The sequence below is a fragment of the Paenibacillus lentimorbus NRRL B-30488 genome (genome assembly GCF_000411595.1).
Lineage (GTDB): Bacteria > Bacillota > Bacilli > Bacillales > Bacillaceae > Bacillus > Bacillus velezensis.
This window is the reverse complement of sequence record NZ_ANAT01000017.1, coordinates 1-20,185: the sequence shown is the minus strand read 5'-3', so window position 1 is coordinate 20,185 and position 20,185 is coordinate 1. Positions and strand designations below refer to the sequence as shown.

At 47.0% G+C, this 20,185-nt stretch carries 10 protein-coding genes and 4 pseudogenes; 9 read left to right on the top strand and 5 right to left on the bottom strand.

The window, feature by feature from the left end; all coding sequences use genetic code 11:
• Positions 1-120 precede the first annotated feature (120 nt).
• Both rnz and rpmG read left to right on the top strand, forming a co-directional pair.
• Positions 121-1,047, top strand: a complete 927-nt coding sequence (gene rnz, locus D368_RS09850; protein ID WP_032866386.1) for a ribonuclease Z — start codon at positions 121-123, stop codon at positions 1,045-1,047.
• Between the two features lie 78 nt (positions 1,048-1,125).
• Positions 1,126-1,275 (top strand): 50S ribosomal protein L33, encoded by a 150-nt coding sequence (rpmG, locus tag D368_RS09845; protein ID WP_003153246.1) that lies wholly within the window; start codon positions 1,126-1,128, stop codon positions 1,273-1,275.
• Positions 1,276-1,324: 49 nt separating this feature from the next.
• On the opposite strand, the gene D368_RS09840 is transcribed toward rpmG, so the two are convergent.
• The 3 genes from D368_RS09840 to D368_RS09830 all read right to left on the bottom strand — a co-directional run bounded on the left by D368_RS09840 (position 1,325) and on the right by D368_RS09830 (position 3,691).
• Positions 1,325-2,098, bottom strand: coding sequence for an alpha/beta fold hydrolase (locus D368_RS09840; protein WP_043867272.1), 774 nt, complete (start codon positions 2,096-2,098; stop codon positions 1,325-1,327).
• 113 nt (positions 2,099-2,211) lie between these two features.
• Complete coding sequence (gene namA / locus D368_RS09835) at positions 2,212-3,228, bottom strand: NADPH dehydrogenase NamA (protein WP_003153250.1); 1,017 nt, start codon at positions 3,226-3,228, stop codon at positions 2,212-2,214.
• 139 nt (positions 3,229-3,367) lie between these two features.
• A complete protein-coding gene (locus D368_RS09830) occupies positions 3,368-3,691 on the bottom strand; it encodes a GlpM family protein (RefSeq protein ID WP_015240166.1) in 324 nt (107 codons plus the stop codon).
• Between the two features lie 138 nt (positions 3,692-3,829).
• Here D368_RS09830 and D368_RS09825 point away from each other — a divergent pair.
• Positions 3,830-4,707: pseudogene (locus tag D368_RS09825) on the top strand (LysR family transcriptional regulator).
• A gap of 63 nt (positions 4,708-4,770) precedes the next feature.
• Here the strand turns inward: D368_RS09825 and D368_RS09820 are convergent.
• Both D368_RS09820 and loaP read right to left on the bottom strand, forming a co-directional pair.
• A complete protein-coding gene (locus tag D368_RS09820) occupies positions 4,771-5,016 on the bottom strand; it encodes a cupin domain-containing protein (protein ID WP_071391647.1) in 246 nt (81 codons plus the stop codon).
• A 35-nt stretch (positions 5,017-5,051) separates the two neighbouring features.
• A pseudogene (gene loaP, locus D368_RS09815) lies at positions 5,052-5,581 on the bottom strand (antiterminator LoaP).
• Between the two features lie 731 nt (positions 5,582-6,312).
• On the opposite strand from loaP, the gene fabD reads away from it, so the two are divergent.
• The 6 genes and pseudogenes from fabD to D368_RS09780 form a co-directional block, all read left to right on the top strand.
• Complete coding sequence (fabD, locus tag D368_RS09805; RefSeq protein ID WP_101562256.1) at positions 6,313-8,571, top strand: ACP S-malonyltransferase; 2,259 nt, start codon at positions 6,313-6,315, stop codon at positions 8,569-8,571.
• 39 nt (positions 8,572-8,610) lie between these two features.
• On the top strand, positions 8,611-9,591 hold the full coding sequence (locus D368_RS09800; protein ID WP_015240163.1) for an LnmK family bifunctional acyltransferase/decarboxylase: 981 nt from the start codon (positions 8,611-8,613) through the stop codon (positions 9,589-9,591).
• Between the two features lie 24 nt (positions 9,592-9,615).
• Positions 9,616-9,888 (top strand): hypothetical protein, encoded by a 273-nt coding sequence (locus D368_RS09795; protein WP_069473484.1) that lies wholly within the window; start codon positions 9,616-9,618, stop codon positions 9,886-9,888.
• Positions 9,885-11,245: pseudogene (locus D368_RS09790) on the top strand (ANL family adenylate-forming protein); the annotation flags it as partial. The gene D368_RS09795 and the pseudogene D368_RS09790, both read left to right, overlap by 4 nt.
• Positions 11,246-11,260: 15 nt before the next feature.
• On the top strand, positions 11,261-11,998 hold the full coding sequence (locus tag D368_RS09785) for an SDR family oxidoreductase (protein WP_003153268.1): 738 nt from the start codon (positions 11,261-11,263) through the stop codon (positions 11,996-11,998).
• Between the two features lie 39 nt (positions 11,999-12,037).
• Positions 12,038-20,185: pseudogene (locus tag D368_RS09780) on the top strand (SDR family NAD(P)-dependent oxidoreductase); the annotation flags it as partial.

Genomic DNA, 20,185 nt, shown 5'->3' with positions numbered 1-20,185 from the left:
TCAGCCTGTTTTTTGCGGTTTGCGGAAAAAAATTAATCAGGCCGGAGAAGGCCCGGGTGAATTCACATTTTCAGTCTGATCCTGTATCCTTAGTAGTACAAAGATCTAGGAGGAAGCATTGTGGAATTATTATTTTTAGGGACGGGGGCCGGCATGCCGGCAAAGACGAGAAACGTAACGTCCGTCGCGCTGAAGCTTCTTGAAGAAAGGCGTTCCGTATGGCTGTTTGATTGCGGAGAAGCCACTCAGCATCAGATATTACATACAACAATCAAACCGAGGAAAATTGAAAAGATTTTCATCACCCACCTTCACGGCGACCATGTTTACGGTCTTCCGGGTCTGTTGGGGAGCCGTTCATTTCAGGGCGGTGAAGAAGAGCTGACGATTTACGGGCCAAAAGGCATTAAAGCCTTTATCGAAACAAGCCTGAACGTGACGGCGACTCATCTGACGTATCCTCTTACCGTACATGAAATCGAAGAGGGGACGGTTTTTGAAGATGAGCAATTCATTGTTACCGCAGCATCCGTCATTCACGGTGTGGAAGCGTTCGGCTACCGGGTTCAGGAAAAGGATATTCCCGGCGCATTGCAGGCCGGCAGATTGAAAGAAATGAATATCCCGCCCGGACCCGTCTATCAGAAACTTAAAAAAGGCGAAACGGTCACACTTGACGATGGCAGAATCATTAACGGGAGGGATTTTCTGGAATCCCCGAAAAAAGGGAGAATCGTCGCTTTTTCCGGGGATACGAGGGCATCAGAGCGGGTAACGGAGCTTGCGCGCAATGCGGATGTGCTTGTTCATGAAGCGACGTTTGCCAAGGAAGATGCAAAGCTCGCACATAATTATTATCACGCGACGACAGAACAGGCTGCGCAAACGGCAAAAAAAGCAGGCGCCAAACAGCTGATCTTAACTCATATCAGCGCAAGGTATCAGGGTGAATCGCCGATAGAGCGTCTCGAACATGAGGCGAAAGCGGTATTTGAGAACAGTAAGATCGCATTTGACTTCATGGAGGTCACTGTGGAGCGGTCTTAAAAAATAGACGCTTGACATTTTTTTCTGATGAGATATAATAAAACGTAATAATTACGATTTATATAAGGGGTGAAAATGATGCGTGTGAATGTTACATTGGCCTGTACAGAGACAGGGGACAGAAATTATATCACGACGAAGAACAAACGGACGAATCCGGACCGGTTAGAAATGAAAAAGTATTCACCCCGGTTGAAAAAGTATACTTTGCATCGTGAGACAAAATAGATCACGATAACAAAAGCCATTGTGCCGTTGCACAATGGCTTTTGTTTTATCAGTTTACCGCCTGATAGGCAGGAGCATTCATTTGCTGGCGCACCGCGCACCAAACATCATAAATGGCAAGGTGGACGATGTGCGGTTCATCGTGGTGAATGGCATGAGAACTGTTTTTGGCCTGAATCCATCCGCTTTGATAAGAGACATCAAGCATGCTTCTGTGCAGTTTCACCCATTGTTCATGAGCGTGCTTTAAGCGCTCATCCCGCTCTCCCGATGATAAAATCAACAGCGGCATATCGCCGAAGTGAATCTGCTGATGCTGGATCTGCCTAAGGCTCGTTAAAAATTCAGCGTGTGATCCTTCCAATTTGAACTGTTTCAAATAGGCGGCCTTCATTTCTTCAGGAAGAAGCGGAAGCACTTTCGTCTCCTGATCCTCAGAAACCGGATCAAGCAGCACCATCCCGAGAATATCCCGGCGGTTCCGGCTCGCCCAAAGTCTGCTGATAATCGTGCCGTATGAATGCGAGACGACAAGGTAAGGAGGCTTGACGCCGGCCTTCAGAAGAAGAGCGTTTAATTCCTGTACCATATGGTCCGCCGTTCTCTTGTTTCGGCTTCGTCCGCTTTTGCCGATTCCGGCTCTGTCATATGTGAAAACCCCAAATTCTTCATCTATGTCAGCGAGTAATGATGTCCATGTTTCAGAAGAAGTGCCGTAGCCGGCTTCAAAGACGATCGTCACTTCGCCGGCGCCTTTACGGTGTTTCGTATAAAACGGACACCCGTCAATCAGATATGTCCTTTCCATCCATGCTGCTTTCATTGGAGTCATCTCCTCTAATTGGTTCTATAGGGAAGACGGAGAAGCTTCGGCAATCGTTTCTCGAAAAATAAAAAAAGAGACAGCCGGATCGAAAAACTCCGGCTGTCTCTTCATCACCATGCTCTGTCGTATTGGACCGGTGACGGTATTTCAGTATTCAGCTGCTTCGCTGCACTCCTTGCAAAGTGCGGATCGCGCAGAAGTTCTCTCGCGACAAAAATAAGGTCAGCGCGGTTGTTTTGCAGAATTTCTTCCGCCATTGTTCCCGTCGTTATCAAACCGACGGCGCCTGTTGCAATTTCGGCCTGTTCACGGATTTTCTCCGCGAAGCTCACTTGGTAGCCGGGGAAGACGTTAATATCAGCTTGAACGAGTGCGCCTGAGCTGCAATCAATGAGGTCGACTCCCTGTTCTTTCATCCACTTCGCAAAACCGATATGATCCGCAATGTCCAGCCCTTTGTCTGTATAATCCGATGCAGAAATACGGACAAATAACGGGCCGTCCCAGACTTCCTTGACGGCTTCAATGGTCTCGCCTAAGAAGCGGTAGCGATTTTCATGTGAGCCTCCGTATTCGTCTGTACGGTGATTGGACAGAGGGGACAAAAATTCGTGCATTAAGTAGCCGTGTGCGGCATGAAGTTCAATAATGTCAAAGCCGGCTTCTTTCGCGCGCGCCGCTGCCTGTTTGAATTCCTGAATGGTTTCTTTAATTTGTTCTGTCGTCATTTCAGCCGGTGTTTTGGACTGCTCATCGAACGGAATGGCTGACGGAGCGTAAATGTCTCCCTCAAGCTCAGCTTTACGTCCGGCGTGCGCAAGCTGAATGCCGATTTTAGACCCTTGCGCTTTCACTTGTTCCGTCAGTTTGGCAAAACCTTCGATATGATCATCGCTCCAAATGCCCAAATCCTGATCGGAAATGCGCCCCTGAGGATTAACGGCTGTCGCTTCCACGATAATCAGGCCGACCTGTCCGATTGCACGCGATATGTAGTGCGCCATATGAAAAGGCTGCAGTTTTCCGTCCTTCTCATGTGAGGAATACATGCACATCGGTGCCATAACAATACGGTTTTTGATCGTTACATCTTTAACGGTCCATGGTGTGAATAATTTTCTCGCCATTTATTTCGCCTCCCGGAATGTTTTTAGACATTGATTATAACAACTCATGATCATTCAGTCATATAAACTGCTCACAACTGAACAGATCGTTCTTATTGTTCTGGACGGGCATTTTTTTATACACAGCGTGGCCGTATCTTCATAACAGGCATTTACAGCCGATCATATAGCAAATATAGATGAGAAACGCACCGATGACTGCGTGGCCTCCTTTGAACCAGTTTGTCAGGATGAAAATACTGCTGATGAAGATCACTGCGCCGAAGGCACCGAATATTCCGTTTTTTTGAGCGGCTCTGAAATCGTCGGGGCTCATATTTTTCAGCTGCAAGTGAATATTCAGTAACGTCATGATCGGCAGCAATGTGATAACGCCTGATAAAAATAAGTATTTCGACTTGCTTAAATACGCGGCGGCCACCATAACGGTGCCGCCGATAAAAAATTGAATGAGAAAACTCATGCTGAAACGCTCACCTTCTGTTTGTTATCAAGTATAATGATGGAGACATTGCCATTTTATTTTTGATTGATGTATAAGTAAACTAAATATAACTAATGCATTGGATAATAAAGAATGATATCTGGGAGATGAAGCCGGTTGGATTTAAAGAAGCATTTAGCCTTTATTAAAACGGTTGAAAGCGGCAGCCTGACCCAAGCCGCTGCCATATTGAATTACACACAGCCGAACATCAGCCAAATGATCAGTAAATTAGAGGAAGAGTACGGTTTTCCGCTTTTGATCAGACAGCGGCATGGAGTGAGGCCCACCGCAAATGGCTTGAAAGTGTTACATATTATGAAGGAAATTCAAAAAACTATGAAAAACTGTCTCAAACCGTTGATAATATTAATGGGTTAGAAAGAGGAGAAGTCCGGCTCGGCACTGTTACGAGCGTGGCGGTAAAATGGCTGCCGAAAATTTTGAGGGAATTTAATGAGCTGTATCCTTCTATTAAGGTGCATTTGTTTGAAGGAAATTCTACTGAGCTGGAACAATGGCTGAAAGATGACCGGATTGATGCGGCGATCGGGACATCCCACAGCGAGAAGTGGCATTTTTACCCGTTGGCCGAGGACCCGATTGTAGCGGTGATGAGCCCGCAGCATGAATTGGCGCAATGTGAAACGGTTCCGTTACATGTCATGGAATCCGTCAAATGTATCGTGCCTTATCCGGAGACACATTTTGATGTGCTGAAAGTGTTAAAGGAAGAAAAGATCACACCGCGGGTCGCTTATCAAATCAGAGGGGATGAAGCGATAATTGCAATGGTGCGGAACAATCTGGGGATCAGCATCCTGCCGCAGCTTTTGGTGAATGATTGTGATGTGCTCATCAAACGGTTCGACCGGTATGTCTCCAGGCAGCTCGGCATTTTGACAGCTCATGCAAAGGAGACGCAGACACCTTCTGTCCAGAAACTGATTCAATGCATACAAGAATGGGTTGCGGTCCATCAGGCTTCTGTCTGAAGAAGCCTGATATGCGTTTAAGCCGGTTCAGGATAATAGACCAGCATAAAATATGTCACCGATTCATCCGAGGAATGAAAATAACTGTGCGGCATCGCCCGAAGTCAGCACATGCTTTTCGTCATGAAGCTCAACCGTCAATTCACCGCTCTTGATTAAAATGGATTCTTCCCCTAAATGTGATTTTGCCTCATGGGGGCAGCCCGGCTTCAGGTCAACTATGCCTTGAAAACAAAAAGTCTGACCGTGACGGTGGTGAGCGGCGTTATTTTGATGTCGGGCTTTCGTCTGTTTATATAAAAAGGGCATCAACGGCACATGCTGTTGATGCTTTTTTTGAAATGCTAGGGCTTGGAGAGCACTTCAATTCCGACGTTGACCATTTTGTCCAGTCCCATAAAAGACAGGCAGATTTTGGCGCGTCTTTTCTTTTATCGATCTTTTTAATAATGCCTTCCATTCCTTTAAGAGGCCCTGAGGCAACGGTTACTTTTGAATTTTCAATATAGACTTTTGAATAATCTACAGTGTCTCCTTCTCCGATCAGCCTGATAATAGGGAGGATTTCTTCATCCTTAATTGTCGTGAAATAGGTTTTACGCTCTTTGGAATAATATGCGCCGTTATTCACGATTCTGCATGAAATGGGGAGTTCTTTGATTTTATGAAATGTCCGCTCGGTCATCTTTGTTTTAAACAGCACATATCCCGGAAACATCTTTTTGAGTGCCTCGTATTTGATTCCGGCTTTTCGTTCTGTGACTTTTTTCTTGGGTATGATTGAGTAGAGAGCCTGCTCATCAAACTGCAGACGCAGAAATTTTTGAACTGCTTCTTCTTTTCCCGACTCTACAAAAAGTGCGTACCATTTCATGACTGGATCCTCCTTAGAATAATAAGAAATTATTATACAAAGAAAGTATTTAATGGATAGTATTTAAAGTGATTAAAAAATTTTCTAATTCGTCTTTTTTTTACATAATATATGAAAATGAAAAATAAGTATAGACCCAATTGACAGAGAGGTGATGAATTTTCTTTGACATGAAAAGGGTTCAGGGAATTATCTGACATTTATCCCGAAACAATTATGCCGACTGTCCACCGAACATAAAACTGTGGAATAAATGTCAGAAAATAACGAAATAAAGCCTTGACATTATTATCTATAAATTGATATTATTCTCTTTAAATAGCAACTATTTGTTAAATTTATTAAATTAAAGTAAAGCACCTATTAAATTTCAATCGCTGTTTCGGCACGTTGAAGAGGAAATAGGGATTATAAAATGATTGCAGTGTATATATCTACATATACATGATAAGGGAGAAGTGTGCCGTCATGGCTGTTTTCGGGCATATTGGCACTGCAGCTTGTCATGCGAAACATTCAGTAAACAAGCAAGATGTCTTTATATAAATTATGTTAGAAAAGGAAAACACAATGCGTTTGCGATTTTTAAACCTGTGCTGAATCGCAAACGTGTTTGTGTTTTTATTTTTATGGCGGTGTTTACACCAGTCAATATATGAAATAAGAGACGTTTTTGTATTGAGAACCACATGTGATATTCAAATTGACGATGCGGAAAGGATGAGGATAAGATGCTTACGTTTGTGTTCCCGGGGCAGGGTTCTCAATTTAAAGGAATGGGAGCCGGGCTGTTTGATGAATTTCAAGATCTGACACGTCAGGCTGATGACATATTAGGCTACTCTATAGAAGAATTGTGTCTGGAGGATCCGAATCATCAGCTGGGGAAAACGCAATTTACCCAGCCGGCGTTATATACGGTAAGTGCACTCAGTTATTTAAAGAAGATTAAAGAGTCCGGCAGAGAGCCCGATTACGCCGCAGGGCACAGTTTAGGAGAATATAATGCGTTATTTGCGGCCGGCTGCTTTGATTTTAAGACCGGTTTGCAGCTTGTGAAAAAAAGAGGGGAGCTCATGAGCAAGGCAGCTCCCGGAGGCATGGCGGCGGTTTTGGGGTTTACGGCTGAACAAGTAAAAGAGGTTCTATCCGATTATCATCTGACCGGCATTGATATCGCTAACCACAATTCACCTTCGCAAATTGTGATCGCCGGAACGAAACAAGACATTGAAAAAGCGGGCCCCGTCTTTGAAAAAGCCGGCGTGAGAATGTATCTTCCTTTAAATGTGAGCGGCGCCTTCCATTCCCGCTATATGAAAGATGCTGAAAAAGAGTTCGCGGATTATTTAGAAGAAACGGCGTTTATGCCTCTTCGTTTTCCGGTGATCTCAAATCTTCATGCCGCACCTTATAAGAATGATGAAATCAAAACAAATCTGACTTTGCAAATGACCAATCAGGTAAAGTGGACGGACACGATACGCCGTCTGATGGGACTTAAAAATAATGAAATTGCAGAAGTCGGGCCCGGGGAAGTGCTGACAAAACTGACGCGGCAGATTAAAAAAGATGCCGTCCCATTACCAATGCCGAAAGAAGAGTCTGATACTGCTGATGTTAAAGCATCGGCAGCTGATTCACAAAAAACGGCGGGAATGAGATTAGGGAACGAAGATTTTAAAAAAGATTATAACATCCAATATGCTTACATGACGGGCTCCATGTACAGGGGAATTGCTTCGGAACAGATGGTCATTAAAGCGGCAAAAGCGGGAATGCTGGGCTTTTTCGGAACGGGCGGATTGAGTATCGAACGGATCGGACAGGCCATCGGAACCATCCTGTCTGCACTGCGGCAAGGGGAAACATTCGGAATGAATCTTCTTCATCATATGATGTCACCTGACAAGGAAGTCAGAATGATAGATTTATATTTGAAAAACGGCATTCATCTTATTGAAGCATCGGCATTTATGGGCATAACCCCGGCTCTCGTGATATACAGGGCAAAGGGATTAAGCAGGAATCATGACGGGTCGGTGTCAGTTCAAAACAGAATCATCGCGAAAGTATCCCGGCCTGAAGTCGCTGAGGCCTTTCTGAATCCGGCTCCGGCTCATGTGCTGGAAAGACTTGTGTCTGACAATCGGCTGACAGCCGGGGAAGCGGCGCTTGCAAAAGAAATTCCGATGGCTGATGACATTTGCGTTGAAGCGGATTCAGGAGGGCATACCGACCAAGGGATTCCGTATACATTAATGCCTGCCATGATCAGACTCAGAGATCGCATGATGGAGAAGCACGGGTATGCGAAAAAAGTAAGAATCGGCGCAGCGGGCGGCATCGGCACTCCGGAAGCGGCTGCTGCCGCGTTTCTCCTCGGCGCCGAATTTATCGGAACCGGTTCTATTAATCAATGCACGGTCGAAGCCGGGACAAGTGATTCAGTGAAAGATCTGCTTCAGGAAGCGAACGTGCAGGATACGTCATACGCTCCCGCGGGAGATATGTTTGAAGCGGGGGCAAGGGTGCAGGTGCTGAAAAAAGGCCTGTTTTTCCCGGCAAGAGCCAATAAACTCTTTGACTTGTACAGACAATACAATTCTTTAGATGAAATAGATGAAAAAACGAAAACATTAATTGAAGATAAGTATTTCCAGCGCAGTTTTGAGGAAGTGTATGAGCAGTTGAAACGTGATAAATCTCCTGAACAGGTCGCCAAAGCCGAACAGAATCCGAAACACAAAATGGCGATGGTATTTAAATGGTATTTTTCCCATACGACGAGGCTCGCTCTGGAAGGAAAAAGCGAAAGTAAAATAGATTACCAAATTCATTGCGGCCCTGCACTCGGCGCGTTTAATCAATGGGTGAAAGGAACCCCGCTTGAAAATTGGAGAAACAGGCATGTCGACTTGATCGGCAAACAGCTCATGGAAGAAACAGCCGGCCTTCTGGCGCAAAGGCTGGTATCGATTACAGGCTGAGTATGACCAGACATTACATTTTTTCTGCGGAGGACTACCATGCTGATTGAAAATCATGAATTAACGATGAGCCATGTCGGGTTAGGGAATTTGAATGAGTACGCGCTGCTGCTGTTATTCGGCAACGCACACAGTCATCATTTAACGGACGGAACGGGATTCCGGCCTGATCAGATGGCCGATCACCAAGGGCTGATTTTGTATCCGGCTTATTTTATGACACATCTCAAAGTTCCTTCAGATCAGCCTCTTGATCAGTACCGATTATGGGACGAGGTTTCCGTCGGAGTCGATATCTCCCGGTTTGGAGAAACCATATTAGAATCTGATTATTTGTTCGGGCCGAAAGGAGCGGTCAGCTCTGATAAAAGCGAGTGGGACCGCGGACGGTTTCCTTCTATGAAAGCCAATAGTTTAATTGTCGTCGACGTCACGCAAACAGAAGGTTCGACCCGCAAAGTCTCAGCGCCGAAGGCTGAATGCATTGCGGAACTTTCTAAGCTAGCCAAGCCGCCTTACGCGCTGATGCGGTCAAAGAAAATCAGAACGGACGCTTTCGGTATGAAGCCGGGCAACCTCAAAACAGCGGACCCCGTTTCATATCGGGTTCCTGTTGATCAGGATGCTGCGCCGGGGCATGCCATGGTGTTTGCGAAATTCAGCAAGATAATGGATGCGGCGGAATTTGAATGGATGACGCGCCGGTCGAAGCCGGGTTTTCCGGTTTCAATCGCGCGGCATTTATTTTTGCTTGAAAGAGAGACGTATTATTACGGAAATTGTTTTGCAGATGAAGAGCTTGATATTTATATGACGGGACACATTGAAGAATGCGATCCCGACTTTCACGGTGAGTCCCTCGGTATGATCTCAGTGGCGAAAATCAGCTATCAGATTGAAGTCTATATGAAAAGAAATCATACATTGCTGGCCATTTCCAAGGTGGATAAGCTGCTGGCGGTGCCGACCTCTTCACAAGATCATATTCCGGATTATAAACGGGTCATCAGAAGCTTATAAAATAAAGAATGGAGCTGAAAGCAAATGGAACAAACCAAGGAAATGAAGCAGATCATTGCTCAAATCATTCAGGATATTCAAGAACAGCAGTCATATCGGGCCGTCGAAGCGGGAGATGATGTGAGAGTCATAGAGGATCTGGGCTTCTCATCACTGGATATCGCTCAATTAGTCGCACAGATGGAGATGGAAACCGGAGTAGATCCTTTTTCCCAAGGAGAAGCAATTTCCAGCATTACAACCGTCGGCAGCATTTGTGATATTTATCAAAAATATATGGACAGTGCTCAATCATGAAAACAGAAAGCAGGGGAGATATCAGCTGGGTGACTGATAAGCTTAGGGAAACGCAGGACAGTGAGTTTCTCATTTTTAAAGGGCAGACTTTTACGTATGATGATTTGCTGACACGAATCAGCTTTTTTCAGAAAGAACTTGAACAAAACGGAATACGTAAAGGAGAATGTGTGGCGCTTATCGGGGATTATTCCCCGAACGCCATTTTTTTGCTGATGGCGCTTTTGTTAAACCGAAATATCGTTGTCCCTCTCAGCAATGAATCAAGGGAGAAGCATCTCGATATGTTTGAAGACGCGAAAGTGAATCAGATCATTGAAATAAATGAAAATGACAGCTGGACGCTTCGTGAAGGTTCTGAAAGCGCCTCTCACCCTCTGCTTGATGACCTGCGCGAGAAAGGGGAGTCAGGCATTATTATTTTCACATCGGGAACCTCCGGCAAAAGCAAAGCATCCGTGTTAAGCGCCGGCCGGCTGCTTGAAAAATACAAAACGGCGAAGAGAAAACCGCTGCGTACGCTCATTTTTCTGAAATTGGATCATATAGGCGGCATTAATACGCTGTTTGCGATTCTGTTTAACGGGGGAACGATCGTCACATCAGACAGCAGAACGCCGGAGTCCGTTTATCAGGCGGTCGACAAACATGCTGTCCAAGTGCTCCCCGCCACCCCGACCTTTTTAAACATGCTGCTGATGTCCAAGGCGGATGCCGGCTATAACCTGTCTTCACTCCAGCTGATCACTTACGGCACAGAACCGATGCCCCAATCAACGCTGCGCGGCATTCACCGGCTGTTTCCGGATGTACGGCTGAAACAAACATACGGATTAACTGAATTGGGTATATTCTCAACGAAATCAAAAGACAGCCAATCCACTTGGATGAAAGTAGGCGGTGCCGGAACAGAGACCAAAATTACCGGAGGCACGCTTTGGGTCCGTTCTGAGTCGGCGATGCTCGGCTATTTAAACGCACCCTCACCTTTCGATGAAGACGGCTGGTACGACACCGGTGACCAGGTGGAAACAGACGGCGAATATATAAGAATTCTCGGAAGAAAGAGTGAAATCATTAATGTGGGCGGAGAGAAAGTGTTTCCGGCAGAGGTGGAAAGCGTCTTTCTGGAGATACCGAATGTCCGGGATGTTCTCATAACGGGCCGAAAAATCCGATTACGGGCGAGATTGTTGCGGCAGAGGCCGTACTTGAAAAAGAGGAAGATATCAAATCTTTCAGAAAGCGGGCCGTAGCTCATTGCAGACAGAAGCTGCAGCCATATCAGATACCGCAGATCATCTCTGTTACAGATCGGAAACTGTCTAATGACCGATTTAAAAATAAGAAACGTGTAAAACAGGAGGCAAATATGAATAACGGAAAAGTAGCGGTCGTCAGCGGAGGTAGCCGGGGGCTCGGAAAAGCGATTGTACAGGCGCTTTTGGATGAGAATTACAAAGTAGCTGCTTTCAGCCGCAGTGAATCTGATTTTATTAACACATTGAGAGAGAGTGAAAAGTACCGTGACCGTTTTTATTGGGAAGCGGCGGATGCGGCGGATGATGCCGCCATGAAACAGTTTGTTCTTCAAGTATACCGCAAGTTTTCCAGAATAGACGGCTTGGTCAATAACGCCGGTTTGAACCTTGATCAGCTGCTGCCCCTGACCAATGATGAAGACATTGACCGCATCCTCAATCTGAATATCGGTTCAGTCATCAAGCTGACCCGAAACGTTTCCCGGGTCATGCTGAAACAAAATTCCGGATCAATCGTTAACATAAGCTCCATTATCGGTTCAAGAGGATTTAAAGGTACTTCAGTCTACAGCGCATCCAAAGCGGCTCTTGACGGCTTGACGCGAAGTCTGGCCAGGGAGCTCGGGTCTAAAGGAATCCGTGTCAATTCACTTGCGCCCGGTTTTGTGGACACCGATATGACGAAAAATATGCCGGAAAAACAAAAATCGCAGATTATCAGAAGGACGCCGATGGGGCGTTTAGGCGAAACAGACGATATGACCGGACTCGTTCGTTTCCTGCTTTCTCCTGAATCGTCCTTTATGACCGGACAGACAATGGCGATAGACGGCGGATTAACTTGTTAAAGCACAGAAAAATTCTTTTGTACAAGGGATGGTATCCTCATGAAATGTATTAACGAATTTTTAAGAACGGTAATAGCGGAAAAGCTGGGTGCCAAGGTGACCGAAGCAGAAGATAAAACCGCTTTTTTTACTCTTGGCGTGACGTCTCTCATCAGTGAAGAAATCATGACCATATTGCATAAAGAATTTACCGGCCTTTCTGAAACGCTGCTGTTTGAATATCCGAACATTGAGAAATTGAGTGAGTTTTTAAGTGCGCAGAAACGAAATCCCGAAAGCGTTCTTGAATTCAAAGAAACGGAGCCTGATACGGGAAGCCGGCAGGAAGAAGTGCTTCCTGTACAGGCGGCTGAAAAGGTGCCTGTACCGGGAACGGACAGGAGTTCTGATATTGCGGTTATAGGAATGAGCGGGATGTTTCCGAAAGCGGAAAACCAGCATGATTTTTGGGACAATTTAATGGAAAATAAAGATTGTGTCTCCGAAATCCCTGAGGACAGATGGGACAGCTCTTATTACTCGGAAGAGAAAACGGCAGAATACGCGTCATACAGTAAATGGGGAGGTTTTATTGATCGTCCGGATCGATTTGACCCGCTGTTTTTTCTGTTTCCCCGTGGGAAGCTGATTTAATGGACCCTCAGCAAAAATTGTATGTCACGTGCTGCTGGGAAGCGATGGAGGATGCCGGTTACGGGAACCCGGCGGCGAGGCCGACGGATCAAATCGGTGTATTCGCCGGAGTGACCTGGAATGAATATTCATTAATTGCACACGAAGAAGGTTTCCTCAAAGATCAGTATAAAGGCCCCGGCTCCTTATATTGGGGCATTCCGAACCGGGTTTCTTATTTCCTTGATCTCCATGGGCCGAGCATCGCTGTTGATACGGCGTGTTCTTCATCGCTTGTCGCCGTCCATCAGGCTTGTCAGGCCATTATGTCGGGCGACTGTGAAATGGCGCTTGCCGGAGGCGTCAACCTCAGCTTACATCCGCAAAAATACATGTTTTTAAGCCAATCGCATTTTCTGTCTTCTGAAGGAAAATGCCGCAGTTTCGGTGAAGGCGGAGACGGTTACGTGCCCGGTGAAGGCGCGGGAGCCGTTTTGTTAAAACCATTGAAAAAAGCGATTGCGGACAACGACCACATCTACGGTGTCATTAAGGGGTCCGCCACTAATCACGGCGGCAAAACGACCGGGTATACGGTGCCGAATCCGGAAGCGCACCGGGACTTGATTTTATCCGCTATAAACAGAGCCGCGGTAAGTCCGGCGGATATCAGCTACATTGAAGCTCACGGTACCGGCACGGCACTCGGCGATCCGATTGAGATACGCGGTCTGTCTATGGCATTTGAGAAACAGGCCGATGAGAAAAATGACTGTGGAATCGGCTCGGTGAAATCCAATATCGGACATTTGGAAGCGGCTGCAGGGATCGCCGGTTTAATCAAGGTGCTTTTAAGCATGAAACATGAAACGCTTCCCGCCAGTCTGCACGCCGAGGAACTGAACCGCAAGATTTCTTTTTCTGATTCGCCATTTTATGTTGTCCGAAACAACCGCCCGTGGCCGGCTGAAGGAGATAAACCGAGAATCGCCGCAATCAGTTCGTTCGGCGCAGGAGGCTCTAATGCCCATCTGATCGTAGGTGCTTATCAGCCAAAACGGCAAGCGGACGGGAATACTGAGCAAAAACCGCATGCCGTCGTACTAAGCGCACATTCCGAACAGCAGCTGAAAGAATATGCCGGGAAATTGAGCTCCTTTCTTGCCCGATTGGAAAACTTGCCTTCTGCCGGCGGATACAGCCTGGAAAATATCGCTGCCACCCTATTGTCAGGCAGAGAGCCTTTCTCCTTCCGGCTTGCGGTAATCGCATCATCCCTTTCTGAGCTGAAACAGCGATTGGACGGCTTTGTCAGCGGTCACAGCGGCGGCAGGCATATTTACTTCGGAAAAGCGTCGCCTGGACGGCCGGACGTTTCAGGCCAATCCGTTTCAGATCCTGAGAAATTTGCCGCGCTGTGGGTGAAAGGCCTTCAAGGTTTCAAAAGCCGGAGACGCCGTATCAGAAAGTTCCGCTTCCTACGTATCCGTTTTTAAAGGAAACGTCTTGGCTGACCGATCAAAAAAGCGGTATACAAAAAAGCCCCAAAATACCAAAAGGCGTGAAGCGCTGCATCCTCTGCTTGATGAGAATGTTTCATCCGCCCGGAAAGGGACGTTTCAAAAGATATTTTCCAAGGATGAATATTTCTTTAAAGATCATTTAGTGAACGAAAAATATGTGCTCCCCGGAGTCTGTCATCTGGAAATGGCGGCATACGGCGCGGCATTGTGGGGAGAACGCCCGGCCGTCTCTCTCCAAAATGTGTGGTACATGGAACCGATTGTGACAGGGACAGACCCAAGATCCGTCATGATAGAGTTTGAAGCGGAAAAAGAGCGTATAAGCTATGTCATTAAGGAAAAAGGAGCGGCCGGCACTCTCTTTTCGCAAGGAGAAGTGATTTGTAAAGAAAAAGGAGCGCCTTTTGAGGCCCAGGTCTTTCAGTTCCCGGCGTTATTTTCGCAGAGAACGGAGCCGAAAGACATCTATCACTCGTTCTCTGAGGCGGGAATCGTGCAAAAGGACAGTTTTCAGGTTATCCGCGAATTTTCTTATACAGAAAGGAAAGCACTGGCCAAATTAACGCTCCCGTCACACTTGGAAGCCGATTTTAAACAGTACATCCTGCACCCGTCCTTAATGGATGGCGCTGTTCAAACCGCAATGGCGCATGTGCTGCAATTTCAAAAAGAGCCTGCGCTTATCGTACCGTTTTCCTTCGGAGAAATACAGCTGCTTAAACCGTTAGCGAAAACCGTATTTGTGCATGCGGAGGTAAAAGCCGCCTCCGTTCACCAATTTGATCTGCATATTTGTGATGAGCGCGGCGTGCTGCTGGCGGCAGTGAAAGATTTTATCATAAAAGAGGTGCAGGAAAGCGCCGGGTTTAACCAAAAAGCCGGCGTCACGCCGAAGAAAAGTCGTGAAACGGAATTGCTTATGACACCGGTTTGGAACACCGTCACCATTCCGGAAACCGGCATGTCTTTCATGCGTGAAGAAAAAATAATCGTCATCGGGGGCGGGCCGGATTTTCAACAGGCTTTGAAAGAGATGTATTCCGATGTCCGTTTTCCGGACATCACTTCTTTGGACAGCGCGGAACAAATGGCTGAAACACTGAAAGCGCAAGGCTCTTTTCAACACATGATATGGGCTGCGCCGGATCATCCGATTCCATCCGTTTATGATGCGGATACGGCCGACGGACAGGAGCACGGGGTCATGCAGCTTTTCCGGCTGGTAAAATCGCTTCTGCTTCTGAATTTTGACACGGAACAACTATCATTGACAATCTGCACGTTTCAAGCACAGCCGATTCATGAACATGATGAGGTCAACCCGAGTCATGCAAGCATACACGGATTAGCGGGATCGCTCGCAAAAGAATACAGCAATTGGAGCATCCGGCTTCTTGATTTGGAATCTCAAAGGGGAGACCGGCATCTTCCCGATATCTTCTCTTTACCGGCGGACCCCGAGGGAAATCCGTGGGTTTTACGTGCAGGTCAGTGGCACCGCCAGCAATTGGCCGTCTGCCGGCCTCATGCAGATGAGCCTTCATTATACCGGCACGGCGGGGTTTATGTAATTATCGGCGGAGCAGGCGGAATAGGAGAAGTATGGACTGAATATATGATTCAGACCTATCAGGCGAAAATTGTCTGGATCGGGAGACGGAAAAAAGATACACAGATTGAAAGAAAGCTGAAAAGACTTGCGGCTTTAGGCCCCGCACCGCAATATTTGAGCGCGGATGCTGCGGATTATGATTCTCTCAAGCGGGCGTATGACACCATTGTGAAGGAACATGGAAAGGTGCGCGGAATCATTCATTCCGCCATCGTGTTATCAGACCGAAGTTTTGCCAATATGGAAGAGGAGCAGTTCCGCGCTTCACTTTCTGCAAAAACTGATGTCAGCTTGCAGATTGCCCGGGTAGCTGAAGGGGAACCGCTGGATTTCTTGCTGTTTTTCTCTTCGATGATGTCGTTTCAAAAAGCGCCGGGACAGAGCAATTATGCCGCCGGGTGCACGTTTAAAGACGCTTTTGCTAAGCGGATCTCACAAAAAGCGCCGTATGCCGTAAAGGTTGTCAATTGGGGCTTTTGGGGAAGTGTCGGCGTTGTCGCTTCAGAACAATACCGGAAACGGATGGAGCGGGACGGAATCGCTTCTATTGAGGCGCCCGAAGCGATGAAAACGCTGGAAACCCTGCTTTCGGGACCTTATGACCAGCTGGCGCTGATCAAAACGACAGATCCGGTTTTTATGAAAGATGATCTGAAAGAACAAGTAACGGTTTATCCGGAAAAGATTCCTTCCGCACTCGGACAATTAGCGGTTAACATCACGCAGAATGACGAAGCTGAGCGGGTAAAAGCATCAAGTGTAATAAGCTGCATGAGAGAGATGGAGTCCCTCATTGAAAAAATACTTGTATCAACCCTTTATGAGATGGGCGCAAGGCTTGATGAGACTTTGCCGTTATTTCAATCGGCTGCCGGCATAACGGAACAATACAGCAGATGGCTGAAAGAAAGTTTTGTCTTCCTTAATAAATTAGCGCTTGCTCAGGAAAAAACGGATTTAGGGGAGGTGTGGGAGGAATGGGAGCGGAAAAAAGAGACTTGGCTGCGCCAGAAAGACATGAGGGCGCATGTCAGATTGGCAGAAGAGACATTGCGTGTGCTTCCAGACATTTTAACCGGTAAGCTTCCGGCAACGGAAGTGATGTTCCCAGACTCCTCTTTCCGTCTTGTGGAAGGTATTTACCGCAATAATATCATTTCTGATTTTTTCAATGACAAGCTTGCTGACACATTGATTGCAGTTCTGCGGGAGCGTCTGGAAAAAGACCCGCAGGCGAAAATCCGCATTTTAGAAATCGGAGCCGGAACGGGCGGGACGAGCGCCGCGGTCATGAGAAAATTGAAACCGTATGAAGCGCATATTGCCGAATATTGTTTCACGGATATTTCTAAAGCATTTCTTTTACATGCAGAAGACATATTCGGTCCGGAATATCCTTATGTCACTTATAAAATATTCAACGCTGAGCAGCCGGTATCAACAGAAGCGCCGGACATCGGCACGTATGACGCAGTGATCGCGACCAATGTGCTTCATGCGACAAAAAATATCCGCTCTACGCTGCGCCATGCGAAAGCAATGCTGCAAAAAAACGGCCAGCTGTTTATAAATGAGATCAACAGCCGCACCATATTCAACCATGTGACGTTCGGCCTTCTTGAAGGCTGGTGGCTGTATGAGGATCATGATTTACGGATTCCGGGCTGTCCGGGGGTTGAGCCGGCCGGCTGGGCGGAAGCGCTTTCACTTGAAGGATTCGTCCATCCTCTGTTTCCGGCTGAAGCCGCACACGACTTGGGCCAGCAGATTATAGCGGCTGAAAGTGACGGAACGGTCAGGCTTGCCCTCCCGCAGGCGTCAGAAGAAAAACCGGAGCGCCGTCCGTATGACGCAGATGGTCTTTCGGATGATACATTGCATTTCAGCTTGAGAGAAAAAAGCGTTGAACTGATGAAGAAGGTAATCGGTGAAGCGCTTAAAGTGCCGGCGCATCGTCTTTTATCCCATGAACCTTTAACCGCATACGGATTGGATTCCATACTGGTCGTCAGACTGACCAACGCGTTAAAAGACGTCTTCGGTTCTGTCAGCAGCACTTTGTTTTTTGAATATCAAACCATTGATGAGCTTGCTGATTACTTTCTGTCTTCCCGTAAAGAAGCGCTCGAGCGGCAATTCGGGAATGGACGGGCTCATCCTGAAAACGCCGGACGGATGCAGGCTCCCGCAGAAAGCGCCGCGCCGATTCCAAACGTAAGAGAACGGGGCATCACATATCTGACGGAATTAATAGGAAAAACGCTGAAGATTCCGAGCGGGAGAATGGATCCGTCGGTTTCCTTAACCGCATACGGTTTGGATTCTATTCTGGTCGTCAGGCTCACAAATGCTTTTCGTAACGTGTTTGACCAAATGACCAGCACCCTCTTTTTTGAATATCAGACGATAGAAGAAATCGCGGATTACCTGCTTCTTTCTCAGCGGGGAGCATTTATGAAAGCAATGGGTGTGCGTGAGGAGCAGCTGTCTGATCACACAGATAACCTGAATGTAAAACAAAACAGGATTCCTCAAATCGAGGAAGGCAGCAGGTCAAACGGAGATCCCTATATCCAGGATATCGCTGTCATCGGTCTGTCAGGCCGGTATCCGGGCGCCGATCACGTTGATGAGCTGTGGGAAAATGTAAAAGCCGGCAGGCATTCTATTACAGAAGTGCCGAAAGATCGCTGGGACTGGAAAACGTTTTATAACGAGGAACGCGGAAAATGGGGGTCCATTTATTCAAAATGGGGCGGTTTCCTCGATGACATTGATAAATTTGATCCGCTGTTTTTCCGTATATCTCCCGCGGAAGCTGAAAGGATGGACCCGCAGGAAAGGTTGTTTCTGCAGACTGCTTATTCAAGCATTGAAGATGCGGGGTACACCCCGGCCACGCTTTGTGACAGCCGGAAAATCGGAGTCTTTGTCGGTGTGATGAACAGCAATTACCCGACAGTTCCCAGCGACTGGTCTATCGCAAACAGAGTATCGTTTTTGTTCAATTTTCAAGGGCCGAGTATGGCTGTGGATACAGCCTGCTCTTCTTCTTTAACAGCTGTCCATCTCGCTGCAGAAAGCCTGCGGAGCGGAATGAGTGAAACAGCGATTGCCGGCGGAGTCAATCTTATCGTTGATCCGGCTCACTATGAGCGGCTGTCCGCTTTTTCAATGCTGTCTCCCGGTGATAAATGCAAATCTTTCGGAGACAGGGCGGACGGTTTTGTTGACGGTGAAGGAGTAGGGGCGATTGTGTTAAAGCCGCTTGCTCAAGCGGAGAAAGACGGCGATCATATTTACGGCGTTATCAAAGGAAGCATGCTGAACGCAGCAGGCAGGACAAACGCTTATATGGTGCCGAATCCGAAAGCGCAGTTTGATCTGATCGCAGAGACGTTGAAACGGACAGACATTCACCCGAGAACGGTCAGTTACTTGGAAGCCCACGGAACGGGCACTGCGCTCGGTGATCCGATTGAAATCGACGGGTTAACGAAAGCTTTTCGCCTGACAACAGAAGACTTGCAGTTTTGTTCCATCGGTTCAATTAAATCAAATATCGGACATTTAGAAAGCGCTGCCGGGATTGCGGGAATCACCAAACTGCTTCTCCAATTGAAACATAAGAGGATTGCCCCTTCATTGCATGCGGCGGAATTGAATCCGAATATTGAGTTTGAGCACACTCCGTTTTTCGTACAGCAAAAAGAAACGGAATGGAAACGACCTGTCTTGAATATCACGGGTGAAATGAAGGAATATCCGAGAATTGCCGGTATTTCCTCGTTTGGAGCAGGAGGTTCAAACGCGCATGTCATCATTCAGGAATATGTGCCGTCTGACAGCCTGAAACCAAGGGAAAACGCGTCTGTTTCTCCGCAAAAACCGGCTGTTATTATTTTATCAGCGCGAAATGAGCAGCAATTGAAAGAGCGCGCCCGCCAGCTTCTGGATGATGTCATAAGAAAAAAACGTTCTGACGGGGATTTGGCCAAGATCGCTTACACGCTTCAGGCGGGAAGAGAACCGATGGCTGAGCGGCTTGCATTTACGGCCGAGTCGATAGAAGAACTGAAAATGAAGCTTATGAGCTCCTCAAACGATCATAATATCGAACATGCTCATATCTGGCGGGGCAGGACAGCCAAACATCATTCATTGGCTGCTTCGCTCACTTCTGATGAAGATATGGCGCTTACCATAAATGCCTGGCTGAAAAAAGAGAAATACGGAAAGCTGCTTGACCTTTGGGTTAAAGGACTTGACGTCGATTGGTCAGCTCTTTATCAGCGCAACCCGGGCCGCATCAGTCTCCCGGCTTACCCTTTTGCCAAAGACCGATATTGGGTCACAAAAGCTGATGTGTCACTTGACAAAACAGGCTCAGCGGAAAGTGAGAAAGCAGCCAGACTTCACCCGCTGCTCCACGCGAATACA

Bases quoted from the DNA above. Each gene is read 5' to 3' on its own strand.
- fabD (WP_101562256.1), top strand. From the start codon at position 6,313: ATGCTTACGTTTGTGTTCCCGGGGCAGGGTTCTCAATTTAAAGGAATG.
- rpmG (WP_003153246.1), top strand. From the start codon at position 1,126: ATGCGTGTGAATGTTACATTGGCCTGTACAGAGACAGGGGACAGAAAT.
- D368_RS09785 (WP_003153268.1), top strand. From the start codon at position 11,261: ATGAATAACGGAAAAGTAGCGGTCGTCAGCGGAGGTAGCCGGGGGCTC.
- namA (WP_003153250.1), bottom strand. From the start codon at position 3,228: ATGGCGAGAAAATTATTCACACCATGGACCGTTAAAGATGTAACGATC.
- D368_RS09820 (WP_071391647.1), bottom strand. From the start codon at position 5,016: ATGCCCTTTTTATATAAACAGACGAAAGCCCGACATCAAAATAACGCC.
- D368_RS09795 (WP_069473484.1), top strand. From the start codon at position 9,616: ATGGAACAAACCAAGGAAATGAAGCAGATCATTGCTCAAATCATTCAG.
- D368_RS09830 (WP_015240166.1), bottom strand. From the start codon at position 3,691: ATGAGTTTTCTCATTCAATTTTTTATCGGCGGCACCGTTATGGTGGCC.
- D368_RS09840 (WP_043867272.1), bottom strand. From the start codon at position 2,098: ATGAAAGCAGCATGGATGGAAAGGACATATCTGATTGACGGGTGTCCG.
- D368_RS09800 (WP_015240163.1), top strand. From the start codon at position 8,611: ATGCTGATTGAAAATCATGAATTAACGATGAGCCATGTCGGGTTAGGG.